Origin of the sequence: Treponema sp. (genome assembly GCF_045657965.1) — a bacterium.
Classification (GTDB): domain Bacteria; phylum Spirochaetota; class Spirochaetia; order Treponematales; family Treponemataceae; genus Treponema_D.
Map to the genome: position 1 here is coordinate 1 of NZ_JAZOUG010000067.1, position 22,239 is coordinate 22,239.

A 22,239-nucleotide genomic window follows, 5' to 3' on the forward strand; every position below is an offset into this window, starting at 1 on the left:
TGTAACCGACAACTCCTGCCTTGTATTCTGCTAAAACCTTTACTCTCAAGTCAATTGGATAAGGAATTGTAACTCCCATTTTCTAACCTCCAAAAAGTGTCTAACTTTTTGGGGTCAGTTCATAGTGTGACGCTGGGGAGAGACTTCTCCCCTGAAAACATGTTTATCCTTTTTCAATTATATGATATTCTTTCAGCGGAATTAATAAATGAAAAACTGGATTAAAAAACATATTACAAGAAACGATGTGGGCTCTTTATACGATAAATTCGGAGTAAATGCGCTTACTGCTTCAATTCTTGCGCGCCGTGGTATTACCGAAGGCCAGGACGTGCAGTTTTTCCTTGAAGATGATTTACGCTTCATGCACAATCCTTTCCTTTTTAATAATATGGAAGATGCCGTAGACCGCATTTTACAGGCAAAGGATGAAGGTGAAAAGGTCTTGATTTTCGGTGACCGAGATGTTGACGGAATCACTTCTACTGCCGTTCTTTATGACTATCTTACTTCTATTGGTATTGATGTAACCTGGCGGCTTCCCGGCGGAACTGACCCTTACGGCCTCAATAAAAATGCCGTTGACGATTTTGAAAAAAACTTCGGTTCGCTTGTAATCACTGTTGACTGCGGAATTTCAAATGTCGAAGAAATTGCCTATGCTTCTTCAAAAGGTATGGATGTAATCGTTCTGGATCATCATACTCCGCCGGAAGTTCTTCCTTCACCTGCAATTATTGTAAATCCAAAGTGCGAAGACTCCGGTTATCCTTTTAAAGATATTTCCGGCTGTGCAGTTGTTTATAAAGTTGTTACAGCCCTTCGTTTTGCACGCACGGAACTTTATAAAAATGAAGTTGCACTTCTTACCGCAAAAATCAATCCTGACCAGCTTTCTGCAACAATTGAAGTCTTAAAACTTCAGAATCTTGTAGAAAAAGCACGTTTTTCAGAAGTAATTCAAAGCGGAACTTCAATCATGAATACAAAACTTGTTGACTTTTTGCGCGGTCAGCAGATTTTTGTCTGGGATGAAAAATCAACTTCTGCAATTCTGTCGCAGGTATTTACAAGCGGGGCTGAGTTCAATTTTCTTGATCTTCGCCCTGAAGCTGCAAAAATATCCCCTGCTTTTGCAAATCTTTCTCTGGAACAGTTAAAGTCGAAATCTCGTCTTGCCCGCTATAATCCTTCCTTTGATTCAGAAATTATGGGCTTTTATAATGTTTTTGTTACTTTTATGAATTCCCAGATTGCACGGCAGTTTCCTCAGAATGCAGCTGCGAACGAACGTGATTTACAGCTTGTAGCACTTGCGGCCCTTGCTGACATTATGCCTTTAAAAAACGAAAACAGAATTTTTATCAGAAATGGAATTGCTTCCATGAATAAAGGCAGAGCCCGTGAAGGGTTAAAAGAACTTTTAGCTGCCCAGAATTTACTTGGAAAGAGAATTACAGCGACTGAGCTTTCATGGAATATAAATCCTGCACTGAATGCAACCGGTCGTCTTGGTCAGCCGGAAACAGGCCTTGAACTGTTTCTGGAAAAAAATCCTGAAAAACGTACTGAAATTGCCCGTAAAATTATTGAACTGAACAATGAACGCAAGGAACTTGGAAATAAAGGCTGGGAATTTGCTTCATTTAAGGCAAAAGAAAGTATCGAAAAATATTCTGGAAAGCTTTGCGTTATTATCGATGATTCCGGTGAGCAGAAAATTAACCGCGGTGTTTCCGGCACAATTGCAGGAAAACTTGTAAATATTCACGATATTCCTGCCATGGTAATTACTTTTGTTGATGAAAATGCAATCGGTTCAATGCGAAGCTGCCGTGGGTTTGAAGTGCTTTCTCTGCTTGATAAAATGGCTGAGCTTTTTGTAAGTTATGGCGGACATGCCTATGCGGCGGGCTTTACTTTCAAAAAAGAACGGATTCAGGATTTTCTTTCTGCTCTTGATAAATTTGCACCGCAGATTGAACTCTCTTCTTCAGAAAGTGAACAGATTAATGTTGATGCAGAAATACCTGCTGATTATTTAAAGCCTGATTTACTTGCAGTTGTTGACGATTTTGAACCTTATGGCGAAGAAAACCGGGAGCTTACCTTTATGAGTAAAAACCTTCGTATTTCTGATGCCCTTATCTTAGGAAAAGAGCAGCAGCATTTAAAGCTTACTTTTGATTTAGGAAAAACTAAGTGGCCGGCCCTTTTTTGGGGTGGTGCAAAAGCACTGCATAATGATTTTGATAAAGGGGACTTGGTTGATGTGCTTTATCAGGTAAACCGGAATACTTATAACGGTGTTGAAAGTCCTCAGCTTGTAATTACTGATATACGGAAAAGCCTGTAATGTCTGTAACAACTGAACAGCTTATAAAATTAAGCGAACATATTTCTTATCTCAAAATGCCGACTAATATCGGGCTGATTACAATTTGTCGTGATGACGGAATAACGGAACTTTATCTTATTGATTCCGGCAATGATGAAACAAACGGTGCGCGGATTCTGGATTTTCTCAACACAAAATTTACACAATACAGGCTTAAAGCAATTATAAATACACATTCGCATGCCGATCACTGCGGTGGAAATTCGTATCTTGTCCGTAAAACCGGCTGTGAAGTGTGGGCTTCTAAAGGTGAAGCATATCTTATGGAATTTCCTGATATTGAAACTCAGCTTGTCTGGGGTGGAACGGCAATTCATGACATCCGCTCAAAATATCTGCTTGCAGAAGCGTGCAGGGTTAACAGAGTTTTTAATGGTGAAGAAGAAATTGCTGTTTCCTGTGATAACGGAAAAATTCTTCTGAATGTGATTTCACTTCCCGGCCATTATGTAGATCAGACTGGTTTTTTGTTCACGGATACTGACGGTAAAAAAATTATGTTTGCCGGTGATGTGCTTTCAGGCCGGAATTCCATTAAAAAACACTGGATTCAGTATCTCCTTGATGAAACAAAAACAAAAGAATCACTGGAGAAAATACAGAATATAAAAGCTGATTTTTACATTCCCGGTCATGGAGATATAGTTGACAATATCGAAGGAATTGCTGAATTAAACCTGCTTGCGATTCTTGAAACTGAAGACATGATTATTGATGAACTTAAAATTCCAAAAACAATGGAACAGCTTTTAAAAGCTGTTGCTGACCGGAGCGGAATTACTTTAAAAACAAGTCAGTTCTGCCTGATTGGAAGTACTCTCAGATCTTATGTCACAGGATTGTATGAATCAGGAAAAATAAGTTACGAGATTCTTGAAAATCAGATGTTCTGGAAAAAAGTTTAATAAAAACTGGCATAACATATTGCGTGTTATTGACATAAAACAAGGATTTGTATATATTTATTAAATCACTTTAAGGGGATAGCATACTAATGATTTTTCCTTTGGAACAGACTGTAAAATTTAATGAAAATATTTACGAAGCAACTGTTGCTGCAAGTCACCGTGCTTATCAGCTTGCAATGATTAAAGATGAGCGCATTGAAGAAAACGACGGTAAAGTTGTATCGCTTGCTGCAAAACAGCTTTTCAATTCTGAAGTCCAGTACCGCAGAATTGAAGATAAAAACTAGGACATAAAAGGCTGCCCTTGACCAAAGAACAGCTTTTGTTAATAATAAATCTAAATCGAGACTAAGGAGTGCCATCGTGCCTTGTGGAAAAAAGAGAAAGCGTCAGAAGATTGCAACACATAAGCGAAAGAAGATGCTTAGACGAAATCGACATAAGAGTAAGTAACAGTAATTGATTTCAGAATATTTCAGTTGTTTCTGGTTCAACCTGTTTATTCTTTGTCAAAGGAGACCGCCGAAGTTAATTGACTTAGCGGTCTTTTTTTTATGGGGTTTTATACGTTCCTTTCAAAAATTAATTCCCCGTCAGATGTAAAAAAAATTGCAGAAAATGATTTACCGTCCCTTTGTTCGGAAATCCGGAAGTGTATAATTGAAACTGTAGCAAAAAACGGCGGTCATTTAGCAAGTAATCTTGGTGTTGTTGAACTTACAGTAGCTCTTCACAGAGTTTTTGACAGCCCTGAAGATGCAATTATTTTTGATGTCAGCCATCAGTGTTATACACACAAACTTTTGACGGGCAGATATTCACAGTTTTCTTCTCTTCGTAAGCATGCAGGTATTTCTGGTTTTACCCGCCAGAGTGAAAGTGTGCATGATTTTTTTGATAATGGTCATTCAAGTACTTCCATATCACAGGGTTTAGGGCTTTTAACAGCCTGGGAAAAATTTGAAAAAGAACAGCGGGCTTTGGGATTTAATCCTAAACCCAGAAAAGTTGTTGTTGTAATTGGAGACGGGGCTTTAACAGGCGGACTTGCATACGAAGCTTTAGCTCACTCAGGCCAGCTTTCAAAAAATTTAATTGTTGTTGTAAATGACAATCAGATGTCAATTTCTCCGAATAATGCAGCTATTTCCCGTTATTTAAGCTCTCTTACAATGACAAGTTTTTACCAGCGTTTCAGATATTTTATAGACGGCTTAGTCGATAAAATCCCAAACTCAAAAAATCACATCGGAAAATTTATTTACCGCATTAAGCGTGCTATAAAAGGTATGTTCCTTTCCAATAATTTTTTTGCAGACCTTGGTTTTGAATATGTTGGTCCTTTAGACGGTCATAATATTAAAGAGCTTGAAGAAAATTTACAGAGAGTACGCCGGCTTCCTAAGCCTGTAATTGTTCATGTTCACACTAAAAAGGGTAAAGGTTATTCTCCTGCCGAAAATGATCCGGCAAGTTTCCATGGTGTTGGTCCGTTTCAGATTTCAGACGGCAAAATGGAAAAATTCGATACTTTGAGTTTTACAGAAGCTTTTAATAAATCACTTATGGCAATAGCTTCAAGCAATACAAGAATTATGGCTGTTACGGCTGCCATGTCAAAAGGTACTGGCCTTGATACTTTTGCACGTCATTATCCGGACAGATTTTTTGATGTCGGGATTGCTGAAGAGCATGCAGTAACTTTTGCAGCAGGGCTTTCCCGCGGCGGTATGATTCCTGTTGTAGCAATTTACTCTACTTTTATTCAGCGCTCTGTTGATCAGATTATTCATGATGTAGCCCTTTCAAATTACCACGTAATTTTTTGTTTTGACAGAGCCGGTGCAGTTCCTCAGGATGGTGAAACACATCAGGGAATCTTTGATATTGCACTTTTGCGGCCGGTTCCAAATCTTACAATCCTTTGTCCTGCAACAGCTTTGGATTTGAGTTTATGCCTTATGTGGGCTGTAAATGTTAAAAAGCCTGTAGCAGTCCGTTATCCAAAACTTTCATGTCCTTCAGAACTACCTTCCTTTGAAAATGAAATTATCGAAGGAAGGGGGGTTCTGATTAAAAATGAAGAATTTGCTCCTAATTTAAGCGTTGATTTTGAAGATTCTTCAAACAGCAAAAAAATGCTTTTGGTATGTACCGGAGGAATTTTTGATGAAACTTTAGTTTTAGCAAGAAATCTTTTACAGAAAGGCGTAAATACTGATATTTATTCACTCAGGTTTATTAAGCCTCTTGATGAAGATTATTTCCTCTCTTTATCCGGAAATTATGATGAAGTATGCGTGATTGAAGATGGAATTAAATCCGGAGGAATCGGTGAGTATATTCAGAATCTTCTTTTAAATAATGACTTTAAGAATGTTAAGATTTTTGCTTTTCCTGATAAGTTTATATCTCATGGTTCACGGCAGGAAGTTCTTGCTGATGCTTCTTTAACTGCAAGACAGATTTTAACCGAACTGCTTTAAAATTAGAATATGAAAACACTTTTACTTTTAAACCGCACAATTTCGACAGCACTTCCTTCATTTGTTATGGGAATTGTTAATGCAACTCCGGATTCGTTTTTTGAAAAAAGCAGGGGAGGAGTTGAGACTGCACTTCGTCTGATTGATGAAGGAGCTGATATTCTTGATATTGGCGGAGAATCGACACGGCCTGGAAGTGAATATATAAGTGCAGATGAAGAAATCCGGCGCGTTATTCCTGTGATTTCAGAAATCCGCAAAGTCAGTAATATTCCGATTTCAGTTGATACAAGAAAATCTGAAGTTATGAAGGCCTGCTTTGAAGAAGGTGCTGATATTTTAAATGATATTTCGGCTCTTGAAGATGATGAAAAACTTGCTTCCTTTGCCGCTCAAAAGGAAATACCGGTAATTTTAATGCACAAACGGGGGAATCCTTCAACTATGCAAAAAAATACCGTATATCAGAATATTTTTGATGAAGTTAACGGTTATCTTATAAATAGAATTGAGTTTGCAAAAGCCAGAGGCATAAGTGAACAGAAAATCTGGCTGGATCCTGGAATCGGTTTTGGAAAAAATACTGCTGATAATTTTGAACTTATCCGCAGGTGCGGTGAAATAGCAGAAGGAAAATTTCCGCTTCTTATGGCTCTTTCCAGAAAAACCTGCATTGGTGAAGTTACAGGAAGGGCAGTCGAAGAACGGCTTTCTGGAACGCTTGCTGCAAATTTGATTTCAGTTCAAAATGGCGCTTCGATTGTTCGTGTTCATGATGTAAAAGAATGTGCCGATTCCCTCAAAATCTTGTCTTATGTGGATAAAATTCCGAAAATATAATATAATGTTTCTGGAGTTTTGTGATTGAACGCTTTTGATGGATTGCTGACACTTTATAATTTTGCTCGTCCAATAATCGATGTCCTTGTAATGACCTTTCTGCTTTATAAGGCTTATCAGATTATCGTCAAAACAAACGCAATGCAGATTATTAAAGCCGGAATTGTCGTGGCTTTGTTTTATGCATTTGCTTTCCTTTTAAAACTTTCTACACTTCTCTGGATTTTAAATAAACTTGCACCTGGTTTTGCAATTGCTTTTGCTATTATCTTCCAGCCGGAACTTCGAAAAGTCTTTTTAAGAATCGGTCAGAATGATTTTTTCAATTTTAAAAACCGTTCCCGGCATACTTATGTTGATACCGCCGTTGTAGCTGCCGAAACTCTTTCAAAGCTTAAAAAAGGTATGCTGGTTGTTTTTACCCGTCATACCCGTCTTGATGATATTATCGAAACCGGAACAAAACTTAATGCAGATATTTCTTCTGCACTTCTTGTAACGATTTTTGGACATGAAACTCCTTTGCATGATGCAGCCTGCATAGTTCAGAATGGTAAAGTTATTGCTGCCGGCTGTTTTTTGCCCTTAAGTGAACAGTATGACATCAAAAAAACATTTGGAACCCGTCACAGAGCCGCTTTAGGTCTTTGTGAAACAACCGATGCAGTTGTTCTTGTTGTTTCTGAAGAAACCGGCGCAATCAGCCTTGCTTATGATTCAAAACTTCACTATGACTTAAAGCCGCTTCAGATTACCAAGATGCTTGAGAATTTACTTGAAATTTCTGCTGCACAGAGAACAATAGAGGATACAATCGATGAAAGTAAAGCAACTATTAGATAAAATTCTCGAAAACTGGCAGGTAAAAGCGGTTTGTTTTGTAATTTCTCTCTTTCTTTATGTGATTTATCAGAATCAGAGCGTTGATAAAAAAGTTTTTTCTGTTCCGCTTACTGTTGAATCGAAAAACGGTTATGTTTCAGTTGAACCGCATCCCAAAACAATTGCAGTTTCTGCGCGTGGAAAAGCCGAAGACCTTGCTCAGGTTCGTGAATCTGATTTGAGGGCCTACCTTGATTTAAGTTATGTTTCACAGGATGGAAGTTATGATTTTCCTGTTCTGGTTACACTTTCTGATTCAGCAAGCGTTTTAAATCCGCTGGAAATTAAAGTAACTCCAGAAAAAGTAAAACTTCGGGTTGAAGAAGAAATTACTTCCTATGTTGATATTGTTCCACTTGTTATGGGAAAGCCTGCAAACGGATATTTGTATAAATCTTCAACAGTAAAACCTGCTCAAATTGCAATATCAGGTCCACGGTCAATGATAAAAAACTGTAAATCTTTACAGACAATGCCGGTTTCAATGTCTGATGCCAGTAAAGATTTTTCTGCAAAAACAAAAGTTGAAAAAAAAGGAATGTTTATTCATCATGACGATATTGATGTAAATGTTGACGTTCAGCTTGAAGAAATTACAACTCAAAAACAATTTGAAAAAGTCCCGGTAAAGATTTTAAATCTGCCGGATGAACTTGAAATCCGTGCCATGACAAGCGAGATAACTGTTACATTGGCCGGAACTTATAATTCACTTGAAAATTTTGTTCCGGATGAAACTTTTGTAACTGCCGATGTTTCTCAGGTTACAGAGCCCGGTACTTACTATATTGATCTTTCCTATAATATTCCAAAAAACTTTTCAATGTCCGAAGGATTTACTAAATCCATTCCTGTTACATTCACTTTAAAGCCGTTGACAAATCCTGATGAAGAAAAAATTACTATCGTAGAAAGCGACAGTGGTCAGCTGGAAGAAAAAGTAGAAAAAAGGAGAAAACGGTGATTTTCGGAATTGGAACTGATATTGTAAAAGTTTCTCGTTTTGAAAAATGGCTTAAAAATCCTGAAATGATTCAGCGTTTTTTTAATAAGTGTGAAATTTTACCGGATTTAGTTCCTTTGCAGGAAAATAAAATTCAGGCTTTATGTGAATATTATGCAGCCCGTTTTGCCTCAAAAGAAGCTTTTTCTAAGGCGCTTGGAACCGGTTTTGCAGGTCTTGAATTATCTGATTTTGGAATTATAAAAGACGAAAATGGGAAACCTGATTTTTACTTTGGAGAAAAAACTTCCGTACTTATTCAAAAAAAGTGCGGAAATTCCTGTAAAGTCCATGTTTCTATTTCACATGAAAAAGAATTTGCTGTATCATTTGTAATGATTGAAAAATATAATCAAGCGGAGGGGCAGAATGTATAGAAAATCTTCTAAGCCTGAGTCAAATCCTGATAAAAAATTAAAACTTTCATACTGGTCAAAAACTAAATGCCGGTGTCCTGTCTGTCAGCGGGATTTTGCAAAGGAAGAGATGCTTACTGGAAGCGGACGAATGAATGCAGGCGACCTTACAGATGAACTTCACAGAAATTATATTCCTTCAGTAAAATACGGTGAAGTTTTTCCGCTTATTTACGCTGTTGGTGCATGCCCAAGATGTCATCTTGCTTTGTTCTGGAAAGATTTTGAAGAAATAAAAGATAAAGATTCAATCGAAGCTCTTCGAGATGATGATGATAACCGCAAAAAAAAAGTTGAGACAATCTTCCCGCATTACGATTTAACCCGTGAACGTAATCTTCTTGATGGTGCTGCCATGTATTATCTGGCACTGCTTTCTTATGAAAAAGTTGATCTGGGATATGCCCCGACATTTAAGCGTGCGATGATTTGCCTTCGGCTTGCATGGCTTTGTGATCATCTTAATAAAATGATTCCAGGCTACAATTATGACTACGTTTCAAGTGTTTTTTATAAAAAGTCGGCATTTTTTTATGAACAGACTTTGCTTAATGAAACCGGTGGTATTGAAACAATTACGGCTGTAAATAATTTTGGTCCCGATATGGATAAAAATTACGGTTATGACGGAGTTATTTATTTAACAGGCCTGCTTGAATATAAATACGGTCAGACTGAAGATATGCCTCTTCGTTACAAAAAACTTGATGCTGATAAGCGTGCAATCGCCCGTATTTTCGGACTCGGTAAATCTTCAAAAGCAAAACCTGGTCCGCTTCTTGAAAATGCACGAAATCTTTATGATAAAATTACAGATCTGCTTAAAGAAGCAAATACGATTGATTTTGATGACGACGATGAAGAATAATGCGTAATATTTTACTCACAGTTTCTTATGACGGCACAGATTTCTGCGGCTGGCAGAGGCAGGATAAAAGTGATAAGGGAAAGCCTGTCCGTACTGTTCAGGGCGAAATCGAAAAGTCACTCGAAAAAATTCATAAAACTCACATAAACCTTACAGGAAGCGGACGCACTGATTCCGGCGTTCATGCTTTTGCTCAGGCAGCAAATTTTTATTCTACAATCGATACAATCCCTGTAGAAAAATATGTTCCTGCAATTAATGCTTTTCTGCCTCCAGATATACGAATTGTCGATTCTAAAGAAGTAGACGAAAGCTTTTCTTCAAGATTTTCTGCAACAAGCCGCACTTATCATTATTTTATTCATACAAAAAATCCTTTTGCTTCTCAGATGCGCTATGTGTGGCCGGTTCATTATAAACCTGATTTAGAAAAACTTAATAAAATGGCTTCGTATTTACGCGGAGAACTTGACTGTGCAGCCTTTGCAGCGGCAGGGGATGCAAGTCTTTCAACGTGCCGCTATATTGATGATGCTCATTTTTTTATTGATGATAAAGATTCAGATATAATTGTTTTTGAAATTACTGCAAATGCTTTTTTGTGGAAGATGGTCAGAAGTATTACCGGAAGTCTAATTCACTTTGAAAAAAGCGGAAAAGAGCCTGAATATTTTAAAGAAGTGCTTGATTCTTGTGACCGCAAAAAAGCAGGCCCAACGGCTCCTCCAACAGGGCTTTTTCTGTATAAAATAAGTTTTGAAGGGGAGAGAAGGCACGTATGACAAAAGACGACAAATTAAAAATCTATAATCTTCTTAAAACTGCTTCCGATTCTTTGTTCGGTTATTCTTCTAAAGAATTTGCAGGTGATATTCCGGAATTTAGCGATGATTCAGAAAACGAGGACCGTAATGATTTTCAGCCTGCTTCTGACTCGACTCTTTTTCATATCAGTAAAAAAATCTCTGAATGTAAAAGATGCCAGCTTTCTGCCACAAGGCGTAATGTTGTTCCAGGAATGGGAGTTGAAAACCCGCTTGTTCTTGTTATTGGTGAAGCACCCGGTGAAGAAGAGGATAAGCAGGGCTTACCTTTTGTAGGACCCGCAGGTCAGCTTTTAGATAAAATGCTTGCAGCAATTTCTCTTTCAAGACAGAAAAACTGCTATATTGCAAATATTGTAAAATGCCGGCCACCTGCGAACAGAAATCCGCTTTCTGAAGAATGTGATGCATGCAGGCCTTTTTTAGATGCACAGATTACAGCCTTAAAGCCAAAGGCAATTTTATGTGCAGGAAGCGTTGCCGTAAAAAATCTTTTACACACAGAAGACGGAGTAATGAAACTTCACGGTCAGGTGCTTGAATATAAAAGAATTCCAGTGGTTACAACATGGCATCCGAGTGCACTTTTGAGAGAGCCTGCCAATAAAAGGCCTGCCTGGGAAGATTTAAAAGTATTCCGTAATGTGCTTCTGGGAATTGATGCGGGCTACGAAAAATAAATGGCGCGCTTTCTTCAAATCGTATTGAATATTCCTCTTAATCAGGCTTTTACCTACCTTGACTGTGAAAACCCTGAAAATAAAAGCCGTGTCGGTTTCCGTGCTGATTTAAAATTCGGTAACAGGCGCATGACAGGATTTGTAATTTCAGAAAGTGAAACTCTTCCTTCAGAATGTCCTGTTGAAGAAAATAAAATCCGTCCGATTCTTCGTATTCTTGATGAAAAACCGCTTGTTACAAAGGAGCTTTTAGAAACTGCAAAATGGCTTTCATATTATTATCTGTGTTCACTGGGTGAGGCTGTTTCTGCAATGATTCCTAGTGGAAAGCGTGAAAGTGAAGCCGGCGGTTTTTCTTTTCTCGAAGAAACGCCTGAAATAAAGGCCCGGACTTTAAGCGAAGAACAGAAGAATGCAGTTCAGGGGATTCTTTCATCTGAAGAAAATCTTCACTATCTTTATGGTGCGACAGGGACTGGAAAAACTGAAGTTTTTATGCAGGTCTGTGAAGCCCTCCTTTTAAGCGGCAAGGGCGTAATTTATCTGGTGCCTGAAATAGGGCTTACAAAACAGGTAATCGAAGCTGTTGTTTCAAGATTCGGCAATACGGCAGCAGTTTTACATTCAGGTCTTACACCAAGCCAGAAGCTTTCTGAATGGCATAGAATTTTAAATAAAGAAGCGCGCATTGTAATAGGGGCAAGAAGTGCGGTTTTTGCTCCTGTTCCCGACCTTGGAATGATTATAATCGATGAAGAACACGACGGCTCTTACAAAAGCGGAAATACTCCGCGTTATCATGCACGGCAGGTTGCAATGTACAGGTGTGCGAAAGCAAAAATCCCTCTTTTGATGGGAAGTGCTACTCCGAGTGTTGAAGCCTGGAAGTTAATGGAAGACGGCTTAATTAAAAAACATGTTTTAACAAAGCGTCTTGCAGGCGGTGCAATGCCTGAAATTAAATGCATAAATCTTTCAGGTCTTTCAATTGAGGGGGCTGTTTCTCCTGTTTTGCAGAAAGAAATTGAAAATACTTTAAAAGAAAAACGTCAGACAATTTTGTTCCTGAACCGGCGCGGTTTTACTCATTTTTTCAGGTGTAATTCGTGCGGATTTGAACTAAAATGCAAAAACTGTTCTGTTTCACTCACTTTCCACAAGGCAGAAAAACGCCTGCGCTGTCATTACTGCGGCTATTCTGTTTCGCCTCCGCCAAGCTGTCCTGAATGCGGTTCTCTTGATGTAGGTTATTCCGGCTTTGGAACAGAATTTATCGAAACTGAAGTAAAAGCAAAATTCCCGAATGCGCGAATAGTCCGTGTTGATACTGATTCTTCAAGCCGTAAAGGAGAACTTGCCGAAAAGATCGAAGCTTTCAAAAAAGGCGAGTACGATATTATGCTTGGAACTCAAATGGTTGCAAAAGGCTTAAATTTTCCGAACTTAAAGCTTGTCGGTGTTGTGCTTGCAGATACTGGTCTTCACATGCCAGATTTCAGGGCGGCTGAACGGACTTTTGCACTTATTACACAGGTTGCAGGAAGGGCAGGGCGCTTTTTTCCTGACGGAAAGGTTTTAGTTCAGACTTACTGCCCGGATTCAGAGCCGATTGCTTATGCTGTTGCAGGAAAAACCGGAGAATTTTATGCTTCAGAAATTGCGACCCGTCAAATGCTGAATTTTCCGCCTTTCGCACGGCTTGTCCGTCTTGTTTTTCGTGCACCTTCTGAAAAACAGGCTGCTTCTGGAGCGGAAGGTGCTGCAGTAATCTTAAAAAAAATCCTTTCAGCGGCGGCAAAAAATCCTTCTAAAATGCAGGAAGCTGCCGTTCATACAGAGATTTTAGGTCCGAGTGAATGTCCTCTTTCAAAAATTGCCACAAATTACCGCCAGCAGATTATTTTACGCGGTCCTTCCGTTGCACTTTTACAGTACATGACTCACACTTTCCGCGATAATTTTAAGGCTCCGGGGGAGGTCTACATCGAATATGATGCAGATCCTGTGTCATTGTTGTAAAGTTTGCTTTAATTTTGTAAAATTACAAATCTTATGAAAATCGCTATGTTCACCGATGCGTATTATCCGCGTATTAACGGTGTCACTGTTTCAGTTCACTCTTACGCAACTGAGCTTACAAAGCTTGGTCATTCTGTCTGTATTGTCTGCCTTGAATATTCAGAAGAACAGCAGAAAAGTGCGTTTTTTGATGAAAAATCGAGCGATGAACATTCTCCTTTTAAAATTGTGCGTATTCCTTCGTGGTCAATGGGAGCTCTTTCAAAAGAAGACCGGATTGCGCGTTTTGATAAATGGCGGCGCGTTAAAAAAGCGATGTATGAGTTTAAACCTGATGTTATCCATATTAATTCTGAGTGGGTTATCGGTTATTTTGGAACAATGTTTGCGCTTCACTATAAAATTCCGCTTGTTTTTACTTTTCATACCATGTGGGAAGATTATCTGGTCAATTACGTAAACTTTCTTCCAAATTTCAGTTTAAGGAAAATCGGCCGTTCAGTTGTTAAGTTTTATCTTAAAAGGGCTGATGTGATAATTGCACCTACAAAAAAAATTGCTTCGGTTGTTCAGGATTATGGAATACAGAAACAGTGTGAAATCTTACCGACAGGAATTCCTGATGACCGTGAAAAATATTCATTAATCCGTCAGGGTGCGATGACACTTCAAATTCTTAAGAAATTTCCGCAGCTTGTAGGAAAAAAAGTACTGTTATTTGTTGGTCGTGTCGTAAAAGAAAAAAATCTTGCTTTTCTGTACGATGTTCTGGAACAGGTTCAGAAAAAAAATCCGAAGACAGCCCTGCTTTTTGTCGGAGGAGGTCCGTATCTTGAAGAACTGCAGGAGCTTTCCCGTGAACGTTCTCTTACAAAATCTGTTGCTTTTGCAGGATATATTCCTTCATCTGAGCTTGTGTATTTTTACAAATTTTCACAGGTGTTTGTTTTTCCAAGCAAAACTGAAACTCAGGGGCTTGTAACTGCAGAGGCTATGCTTGCAGGTTTGCCTGTTGTTGCAATCGGTGAACTTGGAACAGTCGATGTCATGCAGGGGGATAACGGCGGATTTATGGTAAAGGATGATGTTAAGGAATTTTCTGATAAAGTCAGCCTGCTTTTAACAAATCAAAAATTATACAAACAAAAAACTGCGGAAGCGGTAAAGTGGGGCGAAAAATGGAAAATTTCCACCCTTACACCGCGTCTTGTCGAAAACTATGTACGTGCAGTTCATATCCGCTGTGATAAAAATCTTGGAATCACTAAATAGGAGCTTTATATGAAAAAGTTTTTACTCTATATATTTTTGATTTTATGCATAAATTTTTCACTTTCTGCTAGGGGAAATCAGGAATTAGTTCCTGCAGGTCACTGGATTTATGATTCAGTGCTTGCGATATCTGTTGAAGAAGGAATTGTAAATTTTGCCGATTCAGCACCTCTTTCAATTCAGGAACTTAAAGTCTATCTTTCAGAACTTGATTATGACTCAATGAGTGAAGCCTCAAAAACAGAATATGACCGTATTTTTGCATATTTTAACGAAACAAATTTTGCAATCGGCTACGATATTCTTTCAATTGGACTTGAACCAACATTTAATCTTGCGGCTTTCGGTAAATCTTCTTCAGAAATTGACTGGGTGTTTGACCGTTATTCAAGAAAGCCGCTGCTCGACACTCCTGCTACAATTACAGCGGGAGATTATGCTACATTCAGCATGGATGTTTATCTTGCCCAGAACCGCGGAATGAGCCTGCATAATTATAATTATACCAATGTTCCTCTTGCAGCAGACCAGATTGATATTGAATTTCCTGACACCGGTTATTTTTCAACAGGTTATATGCTTACAGAAAAAACCGGTTTCGGATTTCAGCTTGGAAGCGGATCGCGTTCAATCGGAAATACTTTAACAGGTTCAATGATCTGGTCGGAATATCTTACCGGCGTTGCCTATGCACAGATGGAATTCTACAATCCTGTTTTTAAATACACAGGCTCAGTTTCTCAGTTTAATGTTGATAAATACATGTATGCGCATGAAATCGATGTCCGGCTTTTCAAAAAATTCCAGATTACCTTTATGGAAGGGCTTTTAGTTTATGCACCGATGGAACTTCGTTTTATGAATCCGTGGACAATTTTTCACGGATTTGCCGCCTGGCGTGATTATGATTCTTCAGGTGATGACACCGAATCAAATACCTGCGACTATTTCGGTATAAAATTTCAATATACTCCAGTTAAGAACTGGCGGCTTTACGGGCTTTTTGCAATGACTCAGTTTCAGACACCTTTTGAAACAAGCAATTTTGAAAACGACACCACACCAAATGGTTTAGGAGTTCAGGGCGGAACAGATATTTTTATTCCGGTTTCAAACGGCAGATTCAGATTTTCTCTTGAAGGAAGCTGGGCAGATCCGTATCTTTACATAAAAGAAAGTCCTAACTGGTCAATGGTGCGCACTTATAGTGAAAATATCGGTGATTATGAAGTGTTCTATGAGTGGATCGGCTCTCCTTTCGGTCCGGATACAATTTCTGCTGAGCTTAAAGCAGGCTATGAAGTTCCTGAAAAATGGGCGCTTGATTTAATCTATCTTTATATGGCCCGCGGTGAATATTCAGGTACTTCCATTTTTAATTCAAGTTACTGGGGCGGTTCAAAACGAGCTGACGACGGCAGTGAATTAGGAAGTGAAGACGGAGACTATGCATGGCCGTTCCCTGATAATTTTTCTGACCAGAGTTACAGAAAACAACTTCAGTCTCTTTCATGCCCTTCGGGAACTCCGGAATTTGTAAACCGGCTTTCAGTGCGTGCAACAATGAAACCAAAAAAATACCTTACTTTTATAGCTCAGCCTTCCTATACTATGATTTTTAACCGTAATCATATTCAGGGAAATAAAGCTCACGGCTTTGAATTTGCTGCTATGGTAAGCATCAATTTTATAAATTATAAATAGGATTTTTTATGAAAAAGTATATTGCTTATACCTGTATTCTTTTGATTTATCTTTCTTCTGCGTTTTCTCAAGCATCAGTTGAAATTCATGATCAGTTTTATAAAGAAGCTCAAAACTGGGAACTCCGCGGCCTTACTTCCACTTTGCCTCAGCTGCGTCCTTATCCTGTCAATGTAATTAAACGCATTTTAAATGATGTTATCGAAAATGGTAATAAAACTGATTCTGAACTTGCAAAAGAAGAATATGAGCGCATCTTTAACAAGAGCTGGACTCCTTATTATAAAGCAAAAGCCGGTGTAAAAATTTCTGATAATGAAAGTGATAATAAATTCTTCAATACAGAAATTGGAATAGGCGGGGATGCTTCACTTCATCCGCTTGTTTCAGTCGGCTACAAACTTGGAATTTACGGTCAGACCGATGATTTTTCTGATTATTCTCCGCTTTACACCAGAATGGAAGAAGATTCTATTTTTGATCCGGTTGACGCAGGTCCTTTGACCGCTTACCTCAACTGGAACCTTAATCTTACAGTTGGAAATGAAAGCGTATATGGTGGCGGTGGAATGAACCGGCTGGGTTTCGGTCCTTTTATTGATGACGGCATGGCTGTAAATGATTCAGGCTATCACTGTGCAAACCTTAACTTTAATGCCACAACAAAAAACTGGAGCTATGCTTCTGCCTATGAAACAATCGGCGTTACCCGTAATATGGGAAAAGATATTGACTCTCACTGGCTTGAAAGCGGTAAATATCTTGCTTTTCATGCTTTAAAATGGCATTACTTTCAGAAATTTAATCTTACTTACTACGAAAATATCATTTTTGGACCATACAACAATCTTTCTTATGTAACTCCTGCTCCTTATTATGCAGTACAGAATATCGGCGGAGCAAACGACAATCTTCAGATGGGGCTTTTATTTGAAGTTAAACCATGGTCGGGCTTTAACTGGGCAACAGATTTTTTTGCTGATGATATTGAACTTAATGACGTCCTCAAACTTAATTTTGATACAAAACTCCGGTTTGGTTTTCAGACAGGAGTAATCTATGCTCCTGAATCACAAATTTTTAATACCATTACATTTAACTATACTACAATCATGCCTTATGTTTATGCCCACTGGGAATATGATGATGATTCTTCCGGAACTTTTGACGGTTATACCTGGAATTATCAGAATTATACAAACTCAGGCATAAATATCGGTTCTGCCTTAGACCCGAATTCAGATAAAATTTCACTTACAGCTCAGCTCACACCTCATAAAAATCTTTCGGTTAATGTTTTTGGAAATTTCATACGTCATGCAAATTCTGCAGAAGATTTTTCTGATGACGAGGCTGCTGAGTATATGCTTGCTGCCAAAAACACCTACGCCACGAACGGCACGCTCTACATGAGTCAGATGTTCTCATCGAGCGGAAGCAGCGGAAAGCATGTAGATTCAGCATGGGAAAAACTTGGTTTTATGACAAGCGGCCACAAAATGTATGTGGCACAACTAGGCTTAAACGCAGAATACACTTTTGCCAAAACAAAATGCGGAAGATTCAGCCTGTGTGCAGGATACACTTTTGAATATGTAAAAAATGCCGGCGTAAACAATAATATTTACAAAGGCGGATTGTCTTATTATTCAAAAGATGAAGTAGAAAATGGAAAAACTGTTACTTATTATGCAGAAACAGAAACAGCATATACTTCACAGAAATATTCATGGGATGATTTTAAAAAGACTGACTATGTTCAGAATGCAGTAAAAGATGCAAAAGATGAATGGGTATCAAATCTTTACGACTGCATGAATCACTACATCAGCGTGTCGATGAAATACAGTTATTAGGAAATCTTTATGGAATATACAAAATTTTATATCGGAAAGGTCGGTGAGCTTATCCTTAAAGGCTCGAATATTAAAATTTTTGAAAGACAGCTTGTTAAAAACACAAAGGCATACCTTAAAAATGTGAATGCACGCGTTTCTTTGCAGGCAGGCAGGCTTTATGTTGAATGTGATGAAGAAGCTCAGGAACGGGTTGAATTTGCACTTTCTCATTTAATCGGAATTACCGGCTGGGCAGAAGCTGTTGTTGTCGAAAAAAACATCGAAGCAATCAAACAGGAAGTCCTGAACGAGGCAATTAAGGCGCGCGATAACGGAGCCAGAACATTTAAGCTTGATGCACGCCGCAGTGATAAATCTTTTCCTCTTGATCATTACGGAATCTGCTGTGAAGCAGCCGAGCTTGCCTATGGTCAGAAAATTCTCGATGTCAATGTAAAAAATCCTGATGTCGTAATTATGATTGAAGTGAGAGACAAATGCTTTGTTTATTCAAACCGTACAAAAGGCCGGCGTGGTCTTCCTGTGGGAGTGAGCGGAAAGGGCCTTCTTCTGCTTTCAGGCGGGCTTGATTCACCTGTTGCAGGCTACAGAATGTTACGCCGCGGCATGACGATTGATGCAGTTTACTTTCATGCTTATCCTTACACAAGTGATGAAGCGCGCGAAAAAGTTGAGCATCTGGCAGAAATCCTTTCTCAGTACGGTCTTCGTGTGCATATCAACACAGTACCTTTTACCGAAGTTCAGATGCAGATTAAAAAAAAGTCACCTGAAAGCTATACAACTTTAATGCTCCGTCTTTGTATGATGAAGTGCGCAAACATGATTGCAGAACGGGTAGGTGCAAGCTGTCTTATTACAGGAGAAAGCCTTGGTCAGGTCGCAAGCCAGACAATCGAAAATATGAGCTGTACCGAAAGCATGGCAGAATATCCTCTTTTACGCCCGCTCGTTGGTACCGATAAAGAAGAAATCGTTGAAATTGCAAAAGAAATCGGCACCTATGAAACTTCAATTCTTCCGTATGAAGACTGCTGTGTTCTTTTCAGCCCGCGCCATCCGGTTCTGCGTTCTACTGTCGAAGAAGCACAGCGGATTTATAAAGAACTTGAAGTCGATGAGCTTGTAAAAAAAGCCTTTGAAGAACGTGAAATCAAGCGTTACGAAGTGTAAGTAAGTTTTTCTCTTATATTGACAAAAAGACAGAAAATGTCATAATGAATATATTGAAATAATATGGAGTGACCTATGGACTTGTCGAAGTTTGAGAAAAATCTGGGCGAAAACCTTGCTCTTCTTTTTAGAAATAAAGTTAATAAATGCCCTCATTTAACGCTTCAGGCAGTAAAAAACAAAAGCGGCATGTTCGTACGTTACAGTTATTCACAGGTCTATCAGCATGTAGTTGAACTTGCTTCTTCCCTTAAAAAACTTGGAGTCAAAAAAGGCGACAGAATCGGCTTAATGAGCGATAACCGCCGTGAATGGCTCATCACAGACTTAGCCCTTCTTTCTCTCGGTGCAATCGATGTTCCGCGCGGCTGTGACTCTATGGGCGTTGAAATGCGTTTTATTTTAAACTTTGTAGAGGCAGAAATCTGTTTCTTTGAAAATGCCCGCCAGCTTCAGAAGGTTCTAGAAAATATCGAAGAAGTTCCGACTCTCAAGAAAGCAATTCTTTACGACCATGCAGATGATAAAACTCTTGAAGATGCCAAATCAAAAGGCATTGAAGTAATTTATTACTCAATGCTTGAATCTGAAGGCACTGCAATCACAAAAGAAGAATGGCAGCAGATTGAAGAAGGCATGAATTCAATTGACCGCAGCGATGTTGCAACAATCATTTTTACTTCAGGTACTACCGGAACACCAAAAGGCGTTCAGCTAACCCACGACAATTATCTTGCACAGTGTGAAGTCTGCCGTTCTGTTCTCGGCTTAATGCAGGCAGGAGATTTGTGGCTTACAGTTCTTCCAATCTGGCACAGTTTTGAACGTGCTTTCTGCTATATGGTAGTTACCCTTGAAGGCGGATTTGCCTATTCTAAGCCTGTTGCATCAGTAATGCTTTCTGATATGCAGCTTGTTCAGCCTCAGTGGATGAATGCTGTTCCGCGTTTGTGGGAATCGGTTGCACAGGGCGTTTTCCGCGAAATCAAAAAACAGAGTGCTTTAAACCGCCTTGTTTTTAAATATTCTGTCCTTCTTGGTAAATGGTATTATAAATCAAAGGCGCGCTTTTTAGGCTTACGCTGCCGTTATCACTGGTATCCGCGTATCATAGATTATGTTACAGGTTTCTTCCCGTTTGTAATTTTGTGGCCATCTCACTTTCTTGGAGAACAGGTTGTATTTAAACGCCTTCGTCAGAAATTCGGCGGTAAATTCCGTGCTGCAATTTCTGGCGGCGGTGCACTTCAGCCGGAAACAGAAGACTTTTTCAATGCAATCGGTTTCCGCCTTCTTGAAGGTTACGGCATGACAGAAACTTCCCCGGTAATTTCTGTACGAAACTCAAAACGCCCGCGCAACAATAATGTCGGCTGGATTTTCCCGAGCTTTGACCTTAAAATCGTTGCAGAAAAAGACGGAAAAATTGCCGATACAAAGCCTTTAAAACCTGGAAAGCGCGGTCTTATTCTTGTAAAAGGCCGCCAGATTATGAAAGGCTACTACAAACGTCAGGATTTAACTGATGAAGTTATCGATAAAGACGGCTGGCTTAACACAGGCGATTTGGGTATGATTTCATGCGATAACGAACTTAAAATCGTAGGACGGGCAAAAGATACAATCGTTCTGCTTGGCGGCGAAAATATCGAACCTCAGGTTATCGAAAAGGCAATCAACGCAAGTCCTTATGTCGAGCGCACTGTGGTCGTAGGTCAGGATCAGAAATACGTCGGAGCCCTTATCGTTCCGGATCAGAGCAATATTCTTTCTTATGCAGAAGAAAACAACATCGTTTACGATACTTACGATAGTCTTTTGGAAACAAGTGAAATCCAGAATCTTTTACGTTCAGAAATTGATGCACTTGATAATGCAAAAACCGGCTTCCGTACCTGTGAACGAATCTTTAAATTTGCGATTTTGAAGCAGAGTTTCGAGCTTAATAAAGAAATCAATGCAAAGCAGGAACTCATGCGTCATAAAATCAATAAAATCTATAAAAAAGAAATCAATAAAATTTTTAAATAAAAATTATGTCAGACATCAGAGAAAATTTATTAAACATACTTTCAAATATTCGTGAAGCCGAAAAACGCTCGGGCAGGGGTGAGAACTCTGTCCGGCTTGTTGCTGTGAGCAAATTTCATCCTGCAGAAAGCGTAATTGAAGCTATGAATGCAGGTCAGACTCTTTTTGGCGAAAACCGGATTCAGGAAGCAGCCGGCAAATTCGATGAAATCCGTTCAAAAGACTTAAATCCTGAACTTCATATAATCGGTTCTCTGCAGCGTAATAAAGTAAAAGAAGCCGTACGGATTTCTTCCTGCATAGAAAGTGCTGACAGAATCGAACTAATCGAAGAAATTGAAAAACAGTGTTCAAAAATTAACAAAAATATCGAAATTCTTTTTGAAGTACACACGGGTGAAGATTCAAAAGCAGGCTTTACTTCAGAAGAGGATTTACATTGTACAGTTGAACGCTGTGCAAAAGGTGATTTTCCTCACATTGAGCCAAAAGGCTTTATGACAATGGCTCCGTTTACCAGTGATGAAAGCCTTATCCGTAAATCATTCGTCACTTTGCGAAATCTCCGTGATAAAATGCAGAAAGAATTTCCGTCTTTAGATTTGCATGAACTTTCAATGGGTATGAGCGGTGATTACAAAATTGCTGTCGAAGAAGGTTCAACAATCGTCAGAATCGGCACAGCAATCTTTGGCGAAAGAAAATATTAAATCTTTTCCACGCTCCATATATGCTCTGTTTCGCCAAGAATTTCTGTTAAACGGGGCATAATTTCTTTCATCTGTTCGTCAAGCTGGTAAGGAAAATTTACAATAAACATTCCGCTTCCATAAAGAGAAGCGAGTCCTGTCATATCTTCCTTTCGTTTTACTTCCA

At 38.9% G+C, this 22,239-nt stretch carries 18 protein-coding genes; all 18 read left to right on the top strand.

Translation table 11 applies throughout. The annotated features are described in order from the left end of the window. The first annotated feature begins 208 nt into the window (after window positions 1-208). The 18 genes from recJ (at window position 209) to ACKI5B_RS02485 (ending at window position 22,073) form a co-directional block, all read left to right on the top strand. Window positions 209-2,356 (top strand): single-stranded-DNA-specific exonuclease RecJ, encoded by a 2,148-nt coding sequence (gene recJ, locus ACKI5B_RS02400; protein ID WP_407425462.1) that lies wholly within the window; start codon window positions 209-211, stop codon window positions 2,354-2,356. Continuing rightward, the gene (locus ACKI5B_RS02405; RefSeq protein ID WP_407425464.1) at window positions 2,356-3,303 is read left to right on the top strand and encodes an MBL fold metallo-hydrolase; all 948 of its coding nucleotides are present in this window, start codon (window positions 2,356-2,358) and stop codon (window positions 3,301-3,303) included. Before recJ ends, ACKI5B_RS02405 begins: the two co-directional genes overlap by 1 nt. Window positions 3,304-3,392: 89 nt before the next feature. Further along, entirely contained in the window at window positions 3,393-3,593 is a 201-nt protein-coding gene (locus ACKI5B_RS02410; RefSeq protein ID WP_407425466.1) for a DNA-directed RNA polymerase subunit omega, read from the top strand. A gap of 267 nt (window positions 3,594-3,860) precedes the next feature. Continuing rightward, the gene (gene dxs / locus ACKI5B_RS02415) at window positions 3,861-5,792 is read left to right on the top strand and encodes a 1-deoxy-D-xylulose-5-phosphate synthase (protein ID WP_407425468.1); all 1,932 of its coding nucleotides are present in this window, start codon (window positions 3,861-3,863) and stop codon (window positions 5,790-5,792) included. 9 nt (window positions 5,793-5,801) lie between these two features. Continuing rightward, window positions 5,802-6,632 carry a dihydropteroate synthase gene (folP, locus tag ACKI5B_RS02420; RefSeq protein WP_407425470.1) on the top strand — a complete coding sequence of 277 codons (831 nt, stop codon included), beginning with the start codon at window positions 5,802-5,804 and terminating at the stop codon, window positions 6,630-6,632. A 24-nt stretch (window positions 6,633-6,656) separates the two neighbouring features. After that, on the top strand, window positions 6,657-7,475 hold the full coding sequence (cdaA, locus tag ACKI5B_RS02425) for a diadenylate cyclase CdaA (RefSeq protein ID WP_407425472.1): 819 nt from the start codon (window positions 6,657-6,659) through the stop codon (window positions 7,473-7,475). Then, complete coding sequence (locus ACKI5B_RS02430; RefSeq protein WP_407425474.1) at window positions 7,450-8,478, top strand: CdaR family protein; 1,029 nt, start codon at window positions 7,450-7,452, stop codon at window positions 8,476-8,478. Before cdaA ends, ACKI5B_RS02430 begins: the two co-directional genes overlap by 26 nt. Then, window positions 8,475-8,894, top strand: a complete 420-nt coding sequence (gene acpS, locus ACKI5B_RS02435) for a holo-ACP synthase (RefSeq protein WP_407425476.1) — start codon at window positions 8,475-8,477, stop codon at window positions 8,892-8,894. The genes ACKI5B_RS02430 and acpS overlap by 4 nt, the downstream gene beginning before the upstream one ends. Next, complete coding sequence (locus ACKI5B_RS02440) at window positions 8,887-9,801, top strand: DUF2225 domain-containing protein (RefSeq protein WP_407425478.1); 915 nt, start codon at window positions 8,887-8,889, stop codon at window positions 9,799-9,801. Before acpS ends, ACKI5B_RS02440 begins: the two co-directional genes overlap by 8 nt. Further along, on the top strand, window positions 9,801-10,583 hold the full coding sequence (gene truA / locus ACKI5B_RS02445; protein ID WP_407425480.1) for a tRNA pseudouridine(38-40) synthase TruA: 783 nt from the start codon (window positions 9,801-9,803) through the stop codon (window positions 10,581-10,583). Before ACKI5B_RS02440 ends, truA begins: the two co-directional genes overlap by 1 nt. Beyond that, on the top strand, window positions 10,580-11,305 hold the full coding sequence (locus ACKI5B_RS02450) for a uracil-DNA glycosylase (protein WP_407425482.1): 726 nt from the start codon (window positions 10,580-10,582) through the stop codon (window positions 11,303-11,305). Before truA ends, ACKI5B_RS02450 begins: the two co-directional genes overlap by 4 nt. Further along, complete coding sequence (gene priA, locus ACKI5B_RS02455) at window positions 11,306-13,324, top strand: replication restart helicase PriA (protein ID WP_407425484.1); 2,019 nt, start codon at window positions 11,306-11,308, stop codon at window positions 13,322-13,324. 33 nt (window positions 13,325-13,357) lie between these two features. After that, the gene (locus ACKI5B_RS02460; protein WP_407425486.1) at window positions 13,358-14,596 is read left to right on the top strand and encodes a glycosyltransferase; all 1,239 of its coding nucleotides are present in this window, start codon (window positions 13,358-13,360) and stop codon (window positions 14,594-14,596) included. Between the two features lie 9 nt (window positions 14,597-14,605). Then, window positions 14,606-16,300 (top strand): hypothetical protein, encoded by a 1,695-nt coding sequence (locus ACKI5B_RS02465; protein WP_407425488.1) that lies wholly within the window; start codon window positions 14,606-14,608, stop codon window positions 16,298-16,300. Window positions 16,301-16,308: 8 nt separating this feature from the next. Then, the gene (locus ACKI5B_RS02470) at window positions 16,309-18,156 is read left to right on the top strand and encodes a hypothetical protein (RefSeq protein ID WP_407425490.1); all 1,848 of its coding nucleotides are present in this window, start codon (window positions 16,309-16,311) and stop codon (window positions 18,154-18,156) included. Window positions 18,157-18,165: 9 nt separating this feature from the next. Continuing rightward, window positions 18,166-19,332 carry a tRNA uracil 4-sulfurtransferase ThiI gene (thiI, locus tag ACKI5B_RS02475; protein WP_407425492.1) on the top strand — a complete coding sequence of 389 codons (1,167 nt, stop codon included), beginning with the start codon at window positions 18,166-18,168 and terminating at the stop codon, window positions 19,330-19,332. Between the two features lie 75 nt (window positions 19,333-19,407). After that, window positions 19,408-21,363, top strand: a complete 1,956-nt coding sequence (locus ACKI5B_RS02480) for an AMP-dependent synthetase/ligase (RefSeq protein ID WP_407425494.1) — start codon at window positions 19,408-19,410, stop codon at window positions 21,361-21,363. Between the two features lie 5 nt (window positions 21,364-21,368). Further along, window positions 21,369-22,073 (top strand): YggS family pyridoxal phosphate-dependent enzyme, encoded by a 705-nt coding sequence (locus ACKI5B_RS02485; protein WP_407425496.1) that lies wholly within the window; start codon window positions 21,369-21,371, stop codon window positions 22,071-22,073. Window positions 22,074-22,239 lie beyond the last annotated feature (166 nt).